The 16,090-nt window shown below is 60.4% G+C and carries 17 protein-coding genes; 8 read left to right on the top strand and 9 right to left on the bottom strand.

Annotated features, from left to right (window positions below; translation table 11 throughout):
- Nucleotides 1-577: 577 nt before the first annotated feature.
- From WCA10_RS03305 to WCA10_RS03295, 3 genes are all read right to left on the bottom strand, one after another.
- A complete protein-coding gene (locus tag WCA10_RS03305) occupies nt 578-955 on the bottom strand; it encodes a hypothetical protein (RefSeq protein ID WP_472821064.1) in 378 nt (125 codons plus the stop codon).
- Nucleotides 956-1,252: 297 nt separating this feature from the next.
- Entirely contained in the window at nt 1,253-2,095 is an 843-nt protein-coding gene (locus tag WCA10_RS03300) for a DMT family transporter (protein ID WP_472821065.1), read from the bottom strand.
- 125 nt (nt 2,096-2,220) lie between these two features.
- Entirely contained in the window at nt 2,221-2,520 is a 300-nt protein-coding gene (locus tag WCA10_RS03295; RefSeq protein ID WP_472821063.1) for an ASCH domain-containing protein, read from the bottom strand.
- A gap of 157 nt (nt 2,521-2,677) precedes the next feature.
- Here WCA10_RS03295 and WCA10_RS03290 point away from each other — a divergent pair, with 157 nt between their 5' ends.
- The 5 genes from WCA10_RS03290 to WCA10_RS03270 all read left to right on the top strand — a co-directional run bounded on the left by WCA10_RS03290 (nt 2,678) and on the right by WCA10_RS03270 (nt 6,238).
- Nucleotides 2,678-2,971, top strand: a complete 294-nt coding sequence (locus tag WCA10_RS03290; RefSeq protein ID WP_472821062.1) for a hypothetical protein — start codon at nt 2,678-2,680, stop codon at nt 2,969-2,971.
- A 241-nt stretch (nt 2,972-3,212) separates the two neighbouring features.
- Nucleotides 3,213-3,875, top strand: coding sequence for an RNA polymerase sigma factor (locus WCA10_RS03285; RefSeq protein ID WP_472821061.1), 663 nt, complete (start codon nt 3,213-3,215; stop codon nt 3,873-3,875).
- Nucleotides 3,872-4,234 carry a hypothetical protein gene (locus WCA10_RS03280; protein ID WP_472821060.1) on the top strand — a complete coding sequence of 121 codons (363 nt, stop codon included), beginning with the start codon at nt 3,872-3,874 and terminating at the stop codon, nt 4,232-4,234. The genes WCA10_RS03285 and WCA10_RS03280 overlap by 4 nt, the downstream gene beginning before the upstream one ends.
- A gap of 417 nt (nt 4,235-4,651) precedes the next feature.
- On the top strand, nt 4,652-5,188 hold the full coding sequence (locus tag WCA10_RS03275) for a zinc ribbon domain-containing protein (RefSeq protein WP_472821059.1): 537 nt from the start codon (nt 4,652-4,654) through the stop codon (nt 5,186-5,188).
- Between the two features lie 213 nt (nt 5,189-5,401).
- On the top strand, nt 5,402-6,238 hold the full coding sequence (locus WCA10_RS03270; RefSeq protein WP_472821058.1) for a LytR/AlgR family response regulator transcription factor: 837 nt from the start codon (nt 5,402-5,404) through the stop codon (nt 6,236-6,238).
- Between the two features lie 142 nt (nt 6,239-6,380).
- Here the strand turns inward: WCA10_RS03270 and WCA10_RS03265 are convergent, their stop codons facing one another.
- From WCA10_RS03265 to WCA10_RS03240, 6 genes are all read right to left on the bottom strand, one after another.
- Nucleotides 6,381-7,199 (bottom strand): ferredoxin--NADP reductase, encoded by an 819-nt coding sequence (locus tag WCA10_RS03265; RefSeq protein ID WP_472821057.1) that lies wholly within the window; start codon nt 7,197-7,199, stop codon nt 6,381-6,383.
- Between the two features lie 144 nt (nt 7,200-7,343).
- Nucleotides 7,344-8,096: a sulfite exporter TauE/SafE family protein gene (locus WCA10_RS03260; protein WP_472821056.1), complete on the bottom strand. Its 753-nt coding sequence runs from the start codon at nt 8,094-8,096 to the stop codon at nt 7,344-7,346.
- A 14-nt stretch (nt 8,097-8,110) separates the two neighbouring features.
- Entirely contained in the window at nt 8,111-8,791 is a 681-nt protein-coding gene (locus WCA10_RS03255; protein WP_472821055.1) for a phosphoadenylyl-sulfate reductase, read from the bottom strand.
- Complete coding sequence (locus WCA10_RS03250; RefSeq protein ID WP_472821054.1) at nt 8,769-10,349, bottom strand: sulfate adenylyltransferase subunit 1; 1,581 nt, start codon at nt 10,347-10,349, stop codon at nt 8,769-8,771. Before WCA10_RS03250 ends, WCA10_RS03255 begins: the two co-directional genes overlap by 23 nt.
- Nucleotides 10,350-10,624: 275 nt before the next feature.
- The gene (gene cysD / locus WCA10_RS03245; protein ID WP_472821053.1) at nt 10,625-11,605 is read right to left on the bottom strand and encodes a sulfate adenylyltransferase subunit CysD; all 981 of its coding nucleotides are present in this window, start codon (nt 11,603-11,605) and stop codon (nt 10,625-10,627) included.
- Nucleotides 11,606-11,916: 311 nt separating this feature from the next.
- Nucleotides 11,917-12,195: a 4a-hydroxytetrahydrobiopterin dehydratase gene (locus tag WCA10_RS03240; RefSeq protein WP_472821052.1), complete on the bottom strand. Its 279-nt coding sequence runs from the start codon at nt 12,193-12,195 to the stop codon at nt 11,917-11,919.
- A gap of 187 nt (nt 12,196-12,382) precedes the next feature.
- Between WCA10_RS03240 and WCA10_RS03235 the strand changes: the two genes are divergently transcribed.
- From WCA10_RS03235 to WCA10_RS03225, 3 genes are read left to right on the top strand one after another with little or no spacing between them, the layout of a single operon-like run.
- Nucleotides 12,383-12,781 carry a BlaI/MecI/CopY family transcriptional regulator gene (locus WCA10_RS03235; protein ID WP_472821051.1) on the top strand — a complete coding sequence of 133 codons (399 nt, stop codon included), beginning with the start codon at nt 12,383-12,385 and terminating at the stop codon, nt 12,779-12,781.
- Nucleotides 12,782-12,790: 9 nt separating this feature from the next.
- On the top strand, nt 12,791-14,383 hold the full coding sequence (locus WCA10_RS03230; protein ID WP_472821050.1) for a M56 family metallopeptidase: 1,593 nt from the start codon (nt 12,791-12,793) through the stop codon (nt 14,381-14,383).
- Nucleotides 14,384-14,415: 32 nt separating this feature from the next.
- Nucleotides 14,416-15,993, top strand: a complete 1,578-nt coding sequence (locus WCA10_RS03225; protein WP_472821049.1) for a trypsin-like peptidase domain-containing protein — start codon at nt 14,416-14,418, stop codon at nt 15,991-15,993.
- Nucleotides 15,994-16,090 lie beyond the last annotated feature (97 nt).

The raw sequence follows: 16,090 nt of genomic DNA, 5'->3' as shown, positions 1-16,090 counted from the left end.
GGCTACAAAGTGAAACACTGTCTTCCCTAAATCAATACCGATCGTACGAATCTCCATGGAACACCTCCTTTGCTTACCTCTACACCCTCCGGGAGGGCTTAGGCGGCGGACCATGCCAGTAATAACCCCTGTTTTGCCGTTTTGGGGTTACTTCCCGGTGAAGATGATCCTTTCGAAGGCCGAGCATTCACTTCACCTTACCGGTGTCACGAAACCTGCCTCTAACGGTTGCTACAACTGAGTACAAGACTGCGACCGCGAAGCCAGATCCCAACCAATATGAATGTGCGCGCAAGAGAGCAGAGGCAATGAGGCTGAAGCTACATAACAAGAGCACTTGACCCCAGATGCTCCACGATCTCGGGGCGCCAAACCTAAACGCAATCATCATTAGAATTGCGACTGCCCCAGTCAGATAAATCGCGAAAAGCATCGCGCCCTCTCTGCCACTCCAAGTGGCAAATCCGGATCATTGTGAAGAGTATATGTCTGGATAATCAGTTTCGCTTCGGTTCTGGGTGTGTGGTGGACAACTCGTCACTATGCCTTTCCTTCGCCTCCCGATGCTTGCTCCCGGCTACGGCCCCCGGTTTGGGACGAGTCGGCGGTGATCCGCACCGAACCGCTCAGTAGGGATCGTGGTCGATCTTGAAGGAAAGCCGGAGTTGTCTCGATTCAGCACACGGCTCATTCCCGGATCACCAGGATCATAACGAACATGGAGTGCGTTGATTGGCATGATGGCTGACTGGACAGTCTCGCCGGATGTCTCGTCAACCGGGTAGCCGACGCACGAGCCATAAAACGTCTCGCCATTGACCGAATACGAGAAGACAAGAACAGGACGGACACGACCCACCAAAACCGGATCGGTTGTGAATCTCGAAACAGCAGCATTGGCGAGTGGCCAATCCTCGGCTTCGTGAGCACGTCTTTCCGTGCGAATCTTCTTCACGATCGACTCTATCAACGGAAAGATATCTCTGCCGCCCATATCCTGCCGGAAGTATACGTTGGCCCTCCGCACGCATGCTTGCGGTTGTGGGCTATTCGGAAATGTGCGATCTGGAACCAAACGAAGAGCAACTGCAGGTTCCTCCACTGCGCTACGCTCCGGTCGGAATGACAGTCCTGGAAGGGAGGAGTCATGGTTCCGGGCGAGTGGTGGTCAATTGGGAAGTGAACTCGTTTTTGGGCTGTTTCCGTTTGCGGGGCAGATTGGTTGTTTTGCCTGATGCGGGCGTGTGTTTGGTCAGGCGGCTCTGGAGGCGAGGAATGCGATGTAGAGGCCGGAGCCGACGATGAGCGATCCGCCGAGGACCATCCAAAGGGTAGGAAACTCATGAAACGCGAGAAAGGAAACGATGGCGCCGGTGACCAGCTGGGTGTAGTGGTACTGGGAGACGTTGGACGCCGCGGTGTGACGCCGGGCGATGAAGAAGCAGATGCTTCCTGTCGCGCAGAAGGCACCCGTTGCAAAGAGCGCCAGGAGCAATCGCGCAGTGATTGGCTCGGCATGCCAGAGCATGCAGCCGGAGCCGGCCACGGCCATGACGATTCCGGAGAAGACGGTCAGGCTTTCGGGAGTTTCGGTCTGGGTAAGGATGCGGGACCAGACCATGTTCACCGAGAAGCAGGAAACGCAGACGAGACATGCGGCGTAACCGATCCAGTCGCCCTGGCGGGAAGAGCCGAAGGGATTGACGGCGATGACGACGCCTGCGAATCCGATGGCGATGGCGAGCGACTTGCGCAGGCCTGGATTCTCGTGGAGGAAGATCGCCGCGAGAACGGTGATGACGCCGGGCGCCATGAAGACGAGGATGTAGAAGAGCGTCAACGGCACATGGCGCAGTGCAACGACGACGCAGAGGTTGTTGGCGAGATCGAGAGAGGAGCGGACAAGTTGACGGCGCGGATGGGTGGGCCAGAGGGATGAGATTTCGCGGCGTGCGAGTGTGTAGGCAGCGAGGAACAGCGTGATGAATAGGCCGAGAAATCCGATGACTTCGTAAGCCGGGAGGCGCGATCGGCCGACGAACTTGATGATGCTGTCGGCGAAGACCCAGCATGTGAATCCGCTGACGGCGAGCAGGATTGCGGTGAGATCGGACGGTCGAGTGGGCGCTTTGCTTCGGAGAAGCTCGGGTTGGGGATTGGTGGTCAGGACGGCAGGACCGCAGTTGGGCTGAGATCAGGGTAACAGCGAGGTTGGCGGGGTTAGCGGCGGGGTTTGGGTTTGGCGGGCGGGATGTAGTGGAAGCGGACGAGATAGATTTTGTCGCCGCTGCCGTGTTTAGCGACTTTGAGCAGGTCGAGGACGCCGAGGAATCCGGATGCGCGGGCCAGCGCGGGAGTGATGTCGGGGAAGCCGATGGGCTCGATGGAGTCGACTTGGATTTCGCCTTCTTCCATGCGATAGCGTCCGCCGACTTTGACGCGGGGGCTTTTCCAGATGCGGATACTCGAAGTGATGTCTCCGCGACGAACGCCTTCGCGGAGGCGCTTAGTGAACAACATGGGAGAGAGTTTACGCGGACGGCGTGCCAGGAGCGCGGGTCAGCGAGAATTGCGCGAGATCCGATGCTTTCAAGGAAACTATGGATTGGCTTGAAGACCGGAGAAGGGTCCGAATCGAGGCTCTGTAGGGTACCATCAAGACTGCAGGGAGTACGGAATGCAACAGTTATTGAATCTGGCTGGTTGGCCGCCTCAGGGGGGCGCTGGGCCATTTGATACTCGCAAAGCCGCCTTTGCGAAGTCTCCGGAAACGGTGACTTTCAGGAAAGTGGACAGGATTGTGGGCACGCGCATCGACATGACCTGCATGTTCGGCAAAGAGGTGGTGACGTTCCGGTTCTTTGCTTCGAGCAGGGGGATGGCGGAAAATGTTGCCGAGGTTCTCGGGCACAGCACGGGTCAAAGCTTGCGCGACCTGGGTTTGCTCTACGTTGCCGACATCGAAGAATAGGGACTGACCATCAAATCTCCCAATGAAACGAGCCACTGCGCGATGTTGCGCTTAAAAACGCCTACGGTATGGTGATCCGTGGCGGGACACAAGAATCGGCCTCGATTCGGCGTCTGAAGGCCTCGAAAGCGCTCCTGTTCGTGACGGCAATGCTGCGGATGAGCGGGTAAATCGCTGTATTTTCGGTGCAAGCTTTCTTTTTTGCGGCTTTGCGGTGTGGTTTGTCGTCTAATTGAGCAAGATGAGTACCGTTTCGGCCATACGATCGTTGTTTGTACCGGGCGCTGCAGCCGCAGCCGAAGAGCAGGTTCGACAGGAGAATCATGCTGTATCTGAAGGACTTAAGCGGCAAGATGTTGGACTGCTGGATCAACTGATTGTGCGCTATCAGCACCGGCTGCTGCGGTATCTGCTGTTTTTAACCGGAAACCGCGAGATGGCCGAGGACATGTTCCAAGAGGTCTGGATGCGGGTGCTGACCCGTGGTGGGCAGTTCAACGGGAAGGCCCGGTTTGAGACCTGGCTGTTTACGATTGCGCGCAACCTGGTGATCGACCAGCGGCGGAAGCGGACGATGAGCAGCCTGGACGAGATGTTTGAGGCAGGCGGCGATGACGACAAGCCGATGACCTTTGAGGTTGCCGATCGCGAGCCGGGACCGTTTGACCGCGTGGCGAACGTGGAAGACCGGGAACAGATTTCGACCGCGCTGCTGCAACTGGATACGCTGTATCGCGAAGTTCTGGTGCTGCGGTTCCACGAGGACCTTTCGTTGGAAGAAATTGCGAAGGTGACGCGGGCTCCGCTGTCGACGGTGAAGTCGCGGTTGTATCGCGGCATGGCCTCGATCAAGCCGCATCTGGAACGCGAGCGCACGCAGGCGCACCGCCGGGAGGCTGTGTGACCGCACCGGGGCCGGTGACGGAACCCTCGGCACGTGGCGAACTGGTGAAAGCCATGGCGGGCTTTGGCGCGGATCGCGAACGAGCGACGGCAGACCGGACACGGCGCGTGGTGGTCGCTTCAGCAGGGGTAATGCAGGAACAGCGTGCGGGCCGGAAGCGGGTGCGCGCGATGGTGCTGGCGGCGACGCTGGTGGTGTTCTTTGTAGTGGGGCCGCCGGTGTGGTGGGTGGCGGAGACGCTGATTGAGGAAGAGCACCTAACCAGCTTGATGAGCGAGCTGGCGGTGTGGGGATTCTTCTCGGTGACTGCGCTGTTGGGTTCGGCGCTGCTGGCGGGGTGGTTGCGGCGGAAGTCGTAGGGTGCTGCTTTAAACATCTCTCAGGTGCTAAAGCCCTCAATTGTTTTGTTGCGATTGGGCCCGCGACCCATAAATGGGTTCCCCGAGCCGTGCCCTTGTTACAAAGCAGTGGGTTCGTCGAGTTTTTCAGCAAGCTGTGAAGTCGTGCCCTTTCAAAGCCAAATCTATGGCGGTTACGGCATGACTCAAGCCGCTCCACGGACGAAGACCTGTCCGTGGGGAACCCGGAGAGTCATGCCCTGATACAAACCCTCCCTCGCGTAACTTCGTAATGTGCAAAAGCCAGGAAACTATCGCAGGCGAGATGCATTTCCTCTATACTCAGTCGCAACTTCACTGCGATTGTGTTCGTCCATTGAATAGTATTCGGTGCGGCCAGATTGCTGCTCGATCCCTCGGGGCGGGGGTGAAACTCTTATGCGTAAACCTGAACTGATCAACCCGAACGAAGATACGCGGCTGGTGCCGTTGTGGTCGATTGCGATCGCGGCGGCGGTGTTTGTATTGGTGGAGTACTACTTCTGGCTGGTGTTTCCGAAGACACAGCACCATGTGACGCCGCTCGGGTTCCGCATCTACCTGAACCTGTCTTGGGGGTTGCTGGCATCGCTCTATTTCCTGATGGTGGGATACGTGAGCAAGGACGCGCCGCGGCGGGCGATGAGTGCGCGATTCTGGATGCTGATCTGCTTTGTGATGCCGGGCGGGATTGGGGCGGTGCTGTACTTCCTGCTGCGGGCGCCGCTGGTTTCGAAGTGCCCGGCGTGCGGGACACATGTGCAGAGCGATTTTCACTTCTGTCCGCAGTGCAATTATCAGCTAACGGCAAGCTGCGGGAGTTGCTTCAGAACGGTGCGGGGAACGGATCAGTACTGCACGCGGTGTGGGCATGAGCTGGAAAGCGACAAGATGCCGGCGCGGCTGCATTTACAGGGATTAGGGATTAGGGATTGAGGGACACGACAAGGGACAAAGGGACAAAGGGACGTGGGGACATAGGGACATAGGGACGTAGGGACAAAGGGACAGTAAGACTAAAGGTGGTCGTTCTTACACGCTGATTTTTAATTGAAGATAGATTAGAGATTCATTCCTTACCGCGGTTCGCTTCACCGCACAGGCGGGTACACTGTAGTTTGCGCCGTGGCTGTGCCTTCCGTTCTTGTTATGACAATTTCCGCGCTGATTATCGATGACGAACAACTGGCTCGCGACGAGCTGGCGTACCTGCTTGAAGCAGCCAAGGACGTTGAAGTTGTGGCGCAGGGAGCGAACGGCATCGAAGCCGTGGAATTGATCGAAGAGCATCACCCGGACCTGGTGTTTCTGGATGTGCAGATGCCGGGGCTGGATGGGTTTGCGGTGATCCAGCGGGTGATGGATCGGCATCGCAAGCACAAGGACAGCAACGGATGGGGTCTGCCGCAGTTTGTGTTTGCGACGGCGTATGACCAGTACGCCGTGCGCGCATTTGACGTGAACGCGGTGGATTATCTGCTGAAGCCGTTTGATCGGGAGCGCGTGGAGAAGGCGCTGGAGCGGGTGCGCGGGCGGATCACAAACGGCGCGGCTGCGGCAAATGGGAGCGGAGAGTCGCCGATTGAATCGCAACTGGACGCGCTGCTGAGTCTGCTGAAGAGTCCGCAGGGCGGGGCACGCGGGACACAGCCGGCAAAGCTGATTGTGCAGGCGGGAAGCAGGCTACTGTTGGTGGACCAGGCGGATATCTGCTTCGCGGAGATTGAAGAAGGCGTGATCCGCGTGGTGACGCAGCAGTTTGAAGGACAATCGAAATGCCGGACCATTGAGGAGCTACTGGATCAACTGGATCCGGCGGTGTTCTGGCGGGCGCATCGCAGCTTCGTGGTGAACATCAACCAGATTCGCGAAGTGGTGCCATGGTTCAAATCGACGTACCAGCTGCGGATGAATGACAAGAAACAGACGGAGATTCCGGTGAGCCGGGCGCAGACGAAACGGCTGCGGGAATTGTTCAATCTGTAGCGCTGGTATCGCAGCGTCGGTGGGCGAATCTCGCGAGAAAGCTCCCAACTACAAAAACAGGTCCTTCGACTCCCTGCGGTCGCTCAGGATGACACATCGTCTCTTCATTCCGCCCAGGTACTTCTGCGCAGACGCCCTGGGTTCAATCGTAGCGTTCGAAGATGATTTGTTTGCGGTGCCAGCCAAAGCCGGCGAGTTTTTCGCGGACGCTGGCGACCATGTTATTGAGGCCGCAAATGTAGGCGTAGATGTCGAACTTGAGGTCGGACGGGAGAATGGACGGATCGGGCGCGGGCACGGGGAGCTGCTGTCCGAGGCGCGCGGCACGCTCTTCGACGATGCGGGCGACGTGGTCCTGCACGTAGCCGCGAAGGCCTTTCCAGCTTTCGTCGGCGCGGCTGAGCGTGTGCAGGTAATGGAAGTTGGGCTTGCGCGCAGCGAGTGCTTCGAATTCTTCGCGGTAGTAGAGCTCGCTTTCGTGGCGGGTGCCGTAGACCATCCAGATCTCTTTGCCTTCGCTGCGGTCGATGCCGGCGTCGGGACCGGATGCAGGGAAGAGCCACTGCGCAAAGGCGCGCATGGGTGCGATGCCGGTGCCGGTGGAGATGAAGATGGAGTCGGTAACGGGCTGCTTGAGGATAAAGTGGCCGTGCGGTCCGTGGACCTGGATAGTCCCGCCTGGGGGGAGATCGGTGAGATCAGCGAGGTGGTTGGAGAAGAATCCCTGGGGCACACGATTGACGCAAAGCTCGAAATGGTTGACGTTGGCGGCGGAGGCGATGGAGTAGGCGCGGGTTTGCTGCTTACCGTTTGGGTCGGTAGCGACGGCGGAGATGAACTGGCCGGAGACGAAGGGGAAAGATTCGATGTCTTCAAGAACGAAATCGAAGTGGTAACACTGGGCCGATTCAGAGATGCACGTTTTGCTTGCCAGACGTGCTGTATACAGTTCACGCGCCAAGGTGGATTCTCGCTTGCAAAAGGAAATCAGGCAAAAAGAGCGCCAAGCACAGTATATCGTCCGGCGTGCGCGGAACTGGCGGGCTTCGGGACGGGCTGATAGGAAAGTTTGCGCGATGAAAGCCGCGGCTTCGGAGATTTCGCTTCAAGCCAGTGCGTGCCAACAGAGTTGGAGACCCATGACGAAGAGCCAAAGAGAGAGCGCGAGGCGCATGGTGCGGACCGGGATGCGGGAGGCGAGTCCAGTGCCGACGAGAGCGCCGAGGACTCCGCCGCCGATGAGATTGACGAGGAGTGCCGAGTTGAGACCGGCACTTTGAAGATGGAGCGTGCCGCCGATGAGCGCCAGGCAAAGGCCGAAGGCGAGATCGGTGCCTACGATGCGGCGGGCGTCGAGCGGGGTCAAGCCGAGGAGTGCGAGGGTGCCGAGTGCGCCGGCGCCCGAAGACGAGAAGCCGACTTCAGCGCCGATGGGGAGCATGACGAGGGCGAGCCACCTAGGGGAGTTGGTACGCTGCGCGGGTTCGGCGGCGGGGCGGAAGTGGCGGAAGATGTGCCACGCGGAAGAGACGGCGATCATGATGCCGAGCGCGAGGAAGAGCCAGAGGTTGTTGGCTGCGTTGTGGGCGACGCGCTGGAAGATGAGCGAGCCGATGGCTACGCCGGGGATTCCGGTGGCGAGGATGATGGCCAGGGTGCGCCACTCGACCTGGCGACGCCAGATCTGCACGGGGACGACGACAAGCTTCACAGCGGCGGAGTAGGCGAGGGCGGTGCCGACGGCTTCGGCGACGGGCACGTGGAGAAACAGGATCAGCAAGGGCGCGATGAGCGTGCCGGCGCCGACGCCGGTGATGGCGATGAGCGCGGCGATTGCGAATCCCAGGATGAGTTCCATGGCGGTCTCCGGTGTTAGTGAGCCTGCAGGTGGATGCCGCACTCGAGCTTGCGGCCGGACCAGCGGCCGGAGCGCGGATCGTTTTCGTCGAAGGGCAGGCTGGTGCAGGGAGCGCAACCGATGGAGGTGTAGCCCTGTTCGTAGAGCGGGAGGAGCGGGATCGAATGCTGCTCGGCGTAGTGCCAGACGTCGCGGGTGGTCCACTCGGCGAGAGGGCTCAGCTTGGCGAGAATTTTGCCGGTGGGCAGGGTGAAGAACTCGTGCGTCTGGAGGTTGGCGCGCGATTTGGACTGCTGGCGACGCAGGCCTGTGACCCAGGTGGTGTAAGAGCCGAGGGCGCGGAAGAGCGGCTCGACCTTGCGCAGACCACAGCAGCGATCGGGCGCGGTCTGGTTGAGAATGCCAAATTGCGATTCCTGCTCGGCGACGGATTGCTCGGCCTGGACGTTGACGAGATTCAGGTTCCACTCGGAGGCGATGCGATCGCGATAGGCGAGCGTTTCAGGGAAGTGGTAGCCGGTTTCGAGGAAGATGACCGGTATTCGGGGTTGAAGCTGGAGCACCATGTGAAGCACGGCGACGTCTTCCGTCTGGAAGCTCGAGGTGATGCAGGCGCGCTGCGCGTGCTGGAGGTGCTGGCGGAGGAAGCTCGAGGCGGTGAGAGCGAGAGCGTCAGATGCCGAGGCCGTTGTCATTGTCGTCTTCTCCTGTGGGGATTGAAGCGAGGCGGTGAATTTCGTTGAGGATCTGGTCAGGGGCAACGTAGATGAGGTCAGAGGAAATCTCAGCGGGGGTTGCATTGACTCCGTCGGCCCGCGTGAATGTAATGGGCGTGGCTTGATTTGACTCAAGGATCACGAATGCGCCGAGACGCGCAAAAGTGAGGAGCTGAGGCGAGACCGACGTCCATGTGCGGAGGACGATGGCGCCGTCAGTGAGAAGCGACCTTTCGATCTGAGCGGCAAGGTCTGCGCGGTTTCCGACATTGAGCAACCCTGCGGTTGCATGTTCGCGAGCTGAATTGGATTCGTCGTGGATGGCGCGAATCATGCCGGCGCCGGCGGTGGTGTTGTCTGAGGGATCGATGAGGATGAGACTGCCGGTGACACGGCTTTCGCGGTAGAGATCGGCGAGCAGGGGGCGGCTGGTTTCGATAACGACGTGGCCGATGTCGTTGAGAGCGAGTTGGGAGGCTGAGTTTTCGGCGAGGTGTTCGACGTCGATGCGGGAGCGGAGCTCGGTGATAGTGGCGCGAACGGTCTGGCTGGTGTGCTTGAGATGGTAGGTTGCGCCGGGGCGCAGAGGCTTGGAATGCATCCAGACGACGGTGGCTTCCATGCGGCTGGTTTTGCGGGGCGGCGCGGAGATGGAGGCGATCATGTCGCCGCGGCTGAGATCGATTTCGTCTTCGAGGGTGAGGACGATGGGCTGGGGCGCGCGGGCGCGCGGGAGATCGCCGTCGAAGGAGGAGATGGTGCGCACGCGGGTGCGCCGGCCGCTGGGAAGCGCGAGGACTTCGTCACCGGGATGGATGGCGCCGGCGGTGATCTGGCCGGCGAAGCCACGGAAATCCTGATGTGGGCGGACGACGCGCTGGATGGGCAACCGGAAGGTTGCCTGTGTGCGCTCGATGGCGAGAGGCAGGGTTTCGAGGAGTTCAAGAATGCTGGGGCCGGTGTAGAACGGCATGCGCTGGCTGCGATGGACGACGTTGTCGCCGTCGAGGGCGCTGACGGGCACGGGGATCAACTGCGGAATTTCGAGCTGACGGGCGAGGCCCTGCAGGCTGGCGCTGTGGCGGTTGAAAACTTCTTCAGAGAAGTCCACCAGGTCCATCTTGTTGATGGCGGCGATGACGATGGGAATGCCAAGCAGGCCGGCGATGCAGGCGTGGCGGCGGGTCTGGGCGAGGATGCCTTTGCGCGCGTCGACGAGGACGATGGCGACGTCGGCGGTGGATGCGCCGGTGGCCATGTTGCGCGTGTACTGCTCGTGTCCGGGGGTGTCGGCAATGATGAATTTGCGTTTCGGTGTGGAGAAGTAGCGGTAGGCGACGTCGATGGTGATTCCCTGCTCGCGTTCGGCGCGAAGGCCGTCGGTGAGCTGGGCGAAGTCGATCGCGGCGTTGCGGGTGACGGAGCGGATGTGGTCGTCGTAGACGTTGTGGGAGTCGTAGAGCAGGCGACCGATGAGCGTGGACTTGCCGTCGTCGACGCTGCCGGCGGTGGAGAAGCGGAGCAGGTCTTTGGACAACTCGGCTTCGAGGCGCTGTTCGATGGGGATTTCCGGAGTGGCTGCGGGAGCACCTTCTGTGGCCTCTGGAAGAACTGAATGGACTCCGAGGATTTCCTCAGGGGCTAAAGCCCCGACTATATTTGGGCTCTTATCGGCACGACTGAAGTCGTGCCCTGACGCTTCTTGTTCTCTCGAGAAAGTTCTTTGGGGACCGATGGAGTCATGCCCTGACGCTTCTTGCGTTTCTGACAGAATCTGGCTTACCTCAATTGTGCTTGGTTCGACGGTGGCCATTAGAAGTAGCCCTCGCGTTTTTTCAGTTCCATGGAGCCGTCCTGATCGTGGTCGATGATGCGGTTGGCGCGCTCGGAATTGCGGACGGCCATTAATTCCTCGATGATTTTCGGAACCGTATCTGCTTCGGAGCGGATGGCGCCAGTGCAGGGGCTGCAGCCCAAGGAGCGCAGGCGGCAGGTGACCCACTGCTCTTCGCCGGGGAGGCCCTGAATAAAGGGCTGTTCGAGGGGGATGATCGAGTCGGCGCGGACGAGCATTTTTCGCGGCTTGGCGAAGTAGAGCGGGACGATGGGGATCTTTTCGAGATGGATGTAGTGCCAGATGTCGAGTTCGGTCCAGTTGGAGAGCGGAAAGACGCGGATGCTTTCGCCGGGACCGATGCGGCCGTTGAAGAGCGACCATAGCTCGGGGCGCTGGTTCTTGGGGTCCCACTGACCGGTGGCATCGCGGAAGGAGAAGATGCGCTCCTTGGCACGGGATTTTTCTTCGTCACGGCGTGCGCCACCGAAGGCCGCGTCGAAGCCGTGAGCGCGGAGGCCATCGAGGAGAGCCCGGGTTTTCAGGAATCCGCAGCAGCGCTGGGTGCCGAGTTTGATGGGATTGGCGCCGTCGGCGAGGGCTTCTTCGTTGCGCCAGACGATGAGTTTGAGGCCGAGTTCGGCGGTGTAGCGGTCGCGGAATTCGAGCATCTCGCGGAATTTGTAACCGGTGTCAACGTGCAGGAGCGGAAACGGAATGGGCGCGGGATAGAAGGCTTTCTGCGCGAGTCGCAGCATGACGGAGGAGTCTTTACCGATGGAGTAGAGCATCACCGGGTTCTGAAACTCGGAGGCGACTTCGCGGAAGATGTGGATGCTCTCAGCCTCGAGGAGCTGGATGTGGCTCAGGCGCTCGGCGTGGTTGCGCTCGGCTAAGAGTTGCGCGTCGCGGCTCTCGGCGTGAATTATGTTTGGCTCGACGGCGGCAGTGGCTGTCATGTTTCTCCGAATCGATGTTTTGAGGGCAATAAAAAACCCGCGGCGGCAGGGAGGCTGCGGCGCGGGGTATGGGGGATTCCTGGTGAGTCTAGTGGAGGCTTATCCCATAGTCCGGCGCGGCGCACAACAACATGCGCAACAAGCGACCGGCATGGAACAGAGACTCATTGGGTCTACTATACGGGGGACTCGATGTGAGGTCAATCACACGGAGCTGCGTGGCGATGGAACGGGGTTCGCTGTTGAGGCCATGCGGACATTGAGACGCGCGGCCGCCTGGTCTTCCAGAAGGAAGGTTCAACGGAGATCGATCAGCAGAGCTTGTCGGCAGCCGCGGCGAGGTCAAAGTCTTTTTGGGTAATGCCGCCGGCGTCGTGGGTGACGAGGGCGAGACGGACCTTGCTGTAGCGGATGTCGATGTCGGGGTGGTGGCCTGCGCTTTCGGCAAGATCGCCGACCTTGTTGACGAAGGCGAGAGAGGCGCGGAAGTCCTTGAAGAGAAAGGTGCGGACGAGTTCGCCGGATTCGATCTGCCAGTCGGGGACGGCGACCAGACGGGATTTAATTTCAGCGTCGGATAGAGGTGGCATGGAGTTCCTCCCTGGGGAATCGGTCCGGCGAGTCAGGCGGACCCAAGCACTCACTATAGGTTGGGATGCGAGGCAGCAGTTGAAATTTGTGCGCCAGATATGGTAACTAATCGTTTAGTTGTTGCGTCCAATAGATGCAAGGATGGATCAGGCTGGTTGCCGGCCGAATGGAATCAATGAGTTAAAGATGCCTCCGAAGAAATCAAACACGTTAACCGAAGCCGAGTTGAGGCTGATGAAGATTCTGTGGCGGCGCGGCGAGTCGGCGGTAAACGATCTCGTTGCGGCGATGCCCGAGGATGAGCCGCTGGCGTACAACTCAGTGCTGACAACGATCCGGATCCTGGAGCAGAAGGGCTACGTGGAACACCGGCAGGAAGGGCGCGCGTTTGTCTACCGGCCCTTGATGCTGGAGCAGGAGGCGGGCCGCAGCGAGGTGAAGCACGTGCTGAGCCGGTTTTTTGGCAACTCGCGGGAGCAGTTGTTGCTCACATTACTCGGAGACGGCGAGATTTCGCGGGAAGAGCTTGAGCGACTAAGGGCGGCGATTCGAAACGCAAAACCCGACGAGGTCAATGAGATCTAGATGATGCACATGGCGACACTAATCGGCGATCTTGAAATGACGGTTTCAGCAGTCTGGGCGTGGCTTGCCTGGGTGTGCGAGCCTGCCGCGACGACGCTGGTGACTTCGATCTGGCAGGGCGCGGTGATTGTTTGCGGGTTGGAGATTGCGCTGAGGCTGATGCCGCGGATCTCAGCCGCGCATCGCTTTGCGGTGTGGGCGGCGGGATTTGCGGTCGCATTGGGACTGCCGTGGTTGCCGCTGTTGCATTTCGGTACGAGCGGCGCTGAATCTGCCGGCGCGGCATTGGCAGGGAGCGCAACGGCTCCGCTGCTGCAGCTGGATGCGCGATGGGTGCTGGCGATTGCGGCGCTGTGGGCTGGAGCTTCGGTGGTGCGCGGGGCACGTGTGGCGCTGCACTCGGTTCGGCTGCGGCGGTTGTGGAAGGCCGCGCGACCCGTTGAGGTGAGTGCGGCGCTGGTTGACGCGCTGAAGGATGTGCGCGGCGGACGGGTAAAGATCTGCACGACAGAGACGCTGGGCCGGCCGAGCGTGATCGGGTTCCTGGCACCTCGGATTCTCATTCCCGCATGGCTGATGGCGCGGTTGACGACAGGCGAACTGGAACAGATTGTTCTGCATGAAGCGGAACACCTGCGCCGGCGAGACGACTGGACGAACCTCGCGCAGAAGCTGGCACTTGTTGTGTTTCCGCTGAATCCCGCGCTGGTGTGGATGGAGCATCAACTGTGCCGCGAGCGGGAGATGGCGTGCGACGAGGGCGTGGTGCGTATTACGAATGCGCCGCGCGCGTATGCAGCATGCCTGGCGAGCCTTGCAGAGCGAGGACTGGAGCGGCGGGCTGAGGCGTTGTCGCTTGGTGCGTGGCAGAGGCGGTCAGAACTGGTGCACCGGGTGCATGGAATTCTGTGGCGGAAGCGGAGGCTGAGCACGGCTGCGGCGGGTGCGCTGCTGGGCACGGTGGGCTGCGCGCTGGTCGCCGGATCGGTCGAGATGGCGCGGTGTCCGCAACTGGTGGCGTTTGTGCCGGAGCAGAAGAGCCTGGCCATGACACCGGCGAGACAGCGCGAGATGACGGCGATGCTGGCGCGAGAGAATGCCGAGGCGCAGATGACGTTGCCGCCGGGATTCCGCGCGGTGCCGGCCAGGGCAGTGATGCCGAAGATTGGCCGCAGGAGCCTGGTGAAGTTCGCACATCACGATGCGCGGAAGAGCTCGGCCACAGTGAACACGGATGCAACCGAGAGTGCACGCGAGAACGCGAAAGCCGATGTGGCCGGCGACCGCGTGAACCCGGGTCCGGAACAGCAATGGGTGGTGCTGGCGGCGTGGGAAGAAGTGCAAACCGTAAGCCGCACTTCCTCGAGCACGGCGCGTGATTATGAGGCGAGCGCCGTTGCGCAGGATGGCGCCGCAGAAACAGAGCAGAACAACAACGGCACACCAGCAGGACAGGCGGCAAGCAAGACGCCGCATCAGAATCAGACAAGCAGCCAATACACGGTGACGCGGCTGATTCTCAGAGTGATCCCAGCAAATGCAAAGTCCACTCAGCCGGCGACCGGGGCGGTGCGCGGCGGCTGGTTCGTGATTCAACTGTAAGCTCAACTTCAAAACATCAAGGTGAGGTAACTATGTCGGTAACAACTAATTCATTAGTGGCAAAGATGAGGAAGTTTGGGGCACCGGCCGGAGCGGCTGCAGCAGTGCTTCTCGGCTTTTCGTTTCTGATTGGGCATTGTGTTGCGCATGCAGCGAGCAATGGAGCGGCTTTGAGTGGCGGCGCTCCGATGGATGACAACAGTGTGTCGTCGCTGGTGGCCCTGGATAACGCCGTGGAAGCCGTGGCGGCGAGGGTAACGCCGGCGGTGGTAAACGTGTCGGTCACGGCGCATGTTTCCGGGCAGGATGCGGACAGTGAGGACGACGGGCAGGATTCAGGCGGCGGTCAAGTTCCGCAGAATGCGATTCCGCCGGAGTTCCGCCGGTTCTTTCAATTTGGCGGCGGCGGGCAGGCGCAGCCGCAGATCGAGCATGGAATTGGCAGCGGCATCATCATTTCGCCGGACGGCTACATCGTGACCAACAACCACGTTGTGAATGGAGCGACGCAGGTTCGCGTAACGCTGAATGACCGGCGCGTGTTTCCGGCGAAGGTGGTTGGTGTGGACAAGCTGAACGACCTGGCGGTGATCAAGATCAACGCGCACGATCTGACGACGATTGCGTGGGGCGACTCGACGAAACTGCGTCCGGGGCAGACGGTGCTCGCGTTCGGGAGCCCGTTTGGCTACTTCCAGTTTTCGGTGACGCGCGGCATTGTGAGCGCGCTCGATCGGCCGAATCCGTACTCAGACGATGCGCGGAAGCCGGGGGATTTCATCCAGACAGATGCGGCAATCAATCCAGGCAACTCGGGTGGACCGCTGGTGGATGCGCATGGAGAGCTTGTCGGGATCAACACGTTCATCATCACGAATAACGGATCGTTTGCAGGCGCGGGATTTGCGATTCCCTCGCACATCGTGCGGGCATCGGCCGAGTCGATCATCAAGGACGGAACGGTCCACCATGGTTATCTCGGCATCAGCATGAACGATGTGACGCCGGATAACTCGAGCTTCTTCAACCTGCCGGATGCGACGGGCGCAATCGTCAGCCAGGTGACGCCTGACTCGCCCGCAAGCCGCGCCGGATTGAAGAGCGGCGACGTGCTGCGCGAATTGAACGGCAGCAAGATCAGGAATGGCAGCCAACTGCAGGTGGCGGTGAGCCAGACTGCGCCGGGCTCCGACATCAAGCTGGGGATTCTCCGCGATGGAAAGCCAGAGACACTGAGCCTGAAGGTCGGCGAATACAAGGGCGGCAGCCAGGTTGCCGAGAGCGGCGGCGGTTCGAAGCAGCGTGGAAAGCTGGGGCTGGCAGTCGACGATCTGACCCAGGATGCACGTCAGCAGTTCAATATTCCGGCAGGTGTGCATGGCGCAGCGATAGCGAGCGTTCGGCCGGCGAGCCCCGCGGATGATGCGGGCCTTGCCCCTGGCGATGTGATCGAGGAAGTGGATCGCAAGCCAGTGGCGAATGCGGAAGAGTTTGCGAATGATGTCCACGCTGTTCCGGCGGGCAAGGACATCCTGTTGCTGGTTTGGTCGCATGGCGGCGCAAGCTACCGCGTGGTGCATCCGGCACAGAGCGAACAGAACGGCGATTAAGCAAAGTGTTGTAAGCAAGACTGACGGCCGCCGCATCTCCTCGAAGTGCGGCGGCCCTTTTTGCATATGGATGATCTGCGTGAGGAGTCACGATACG

The organism is Occallatibacter sp., assembly GCF_049582745.1.
Taxonomy (GTDB): Bacteria; Acidobacteriota; Terriglobia; order Terriglobales; family Acidobacteriaceae; genus Telmatobacter.
Note: the sequence above shows the minus strand (reverse complement) of the source record. Positions and strands in the feature narration are given on the sequence as shown.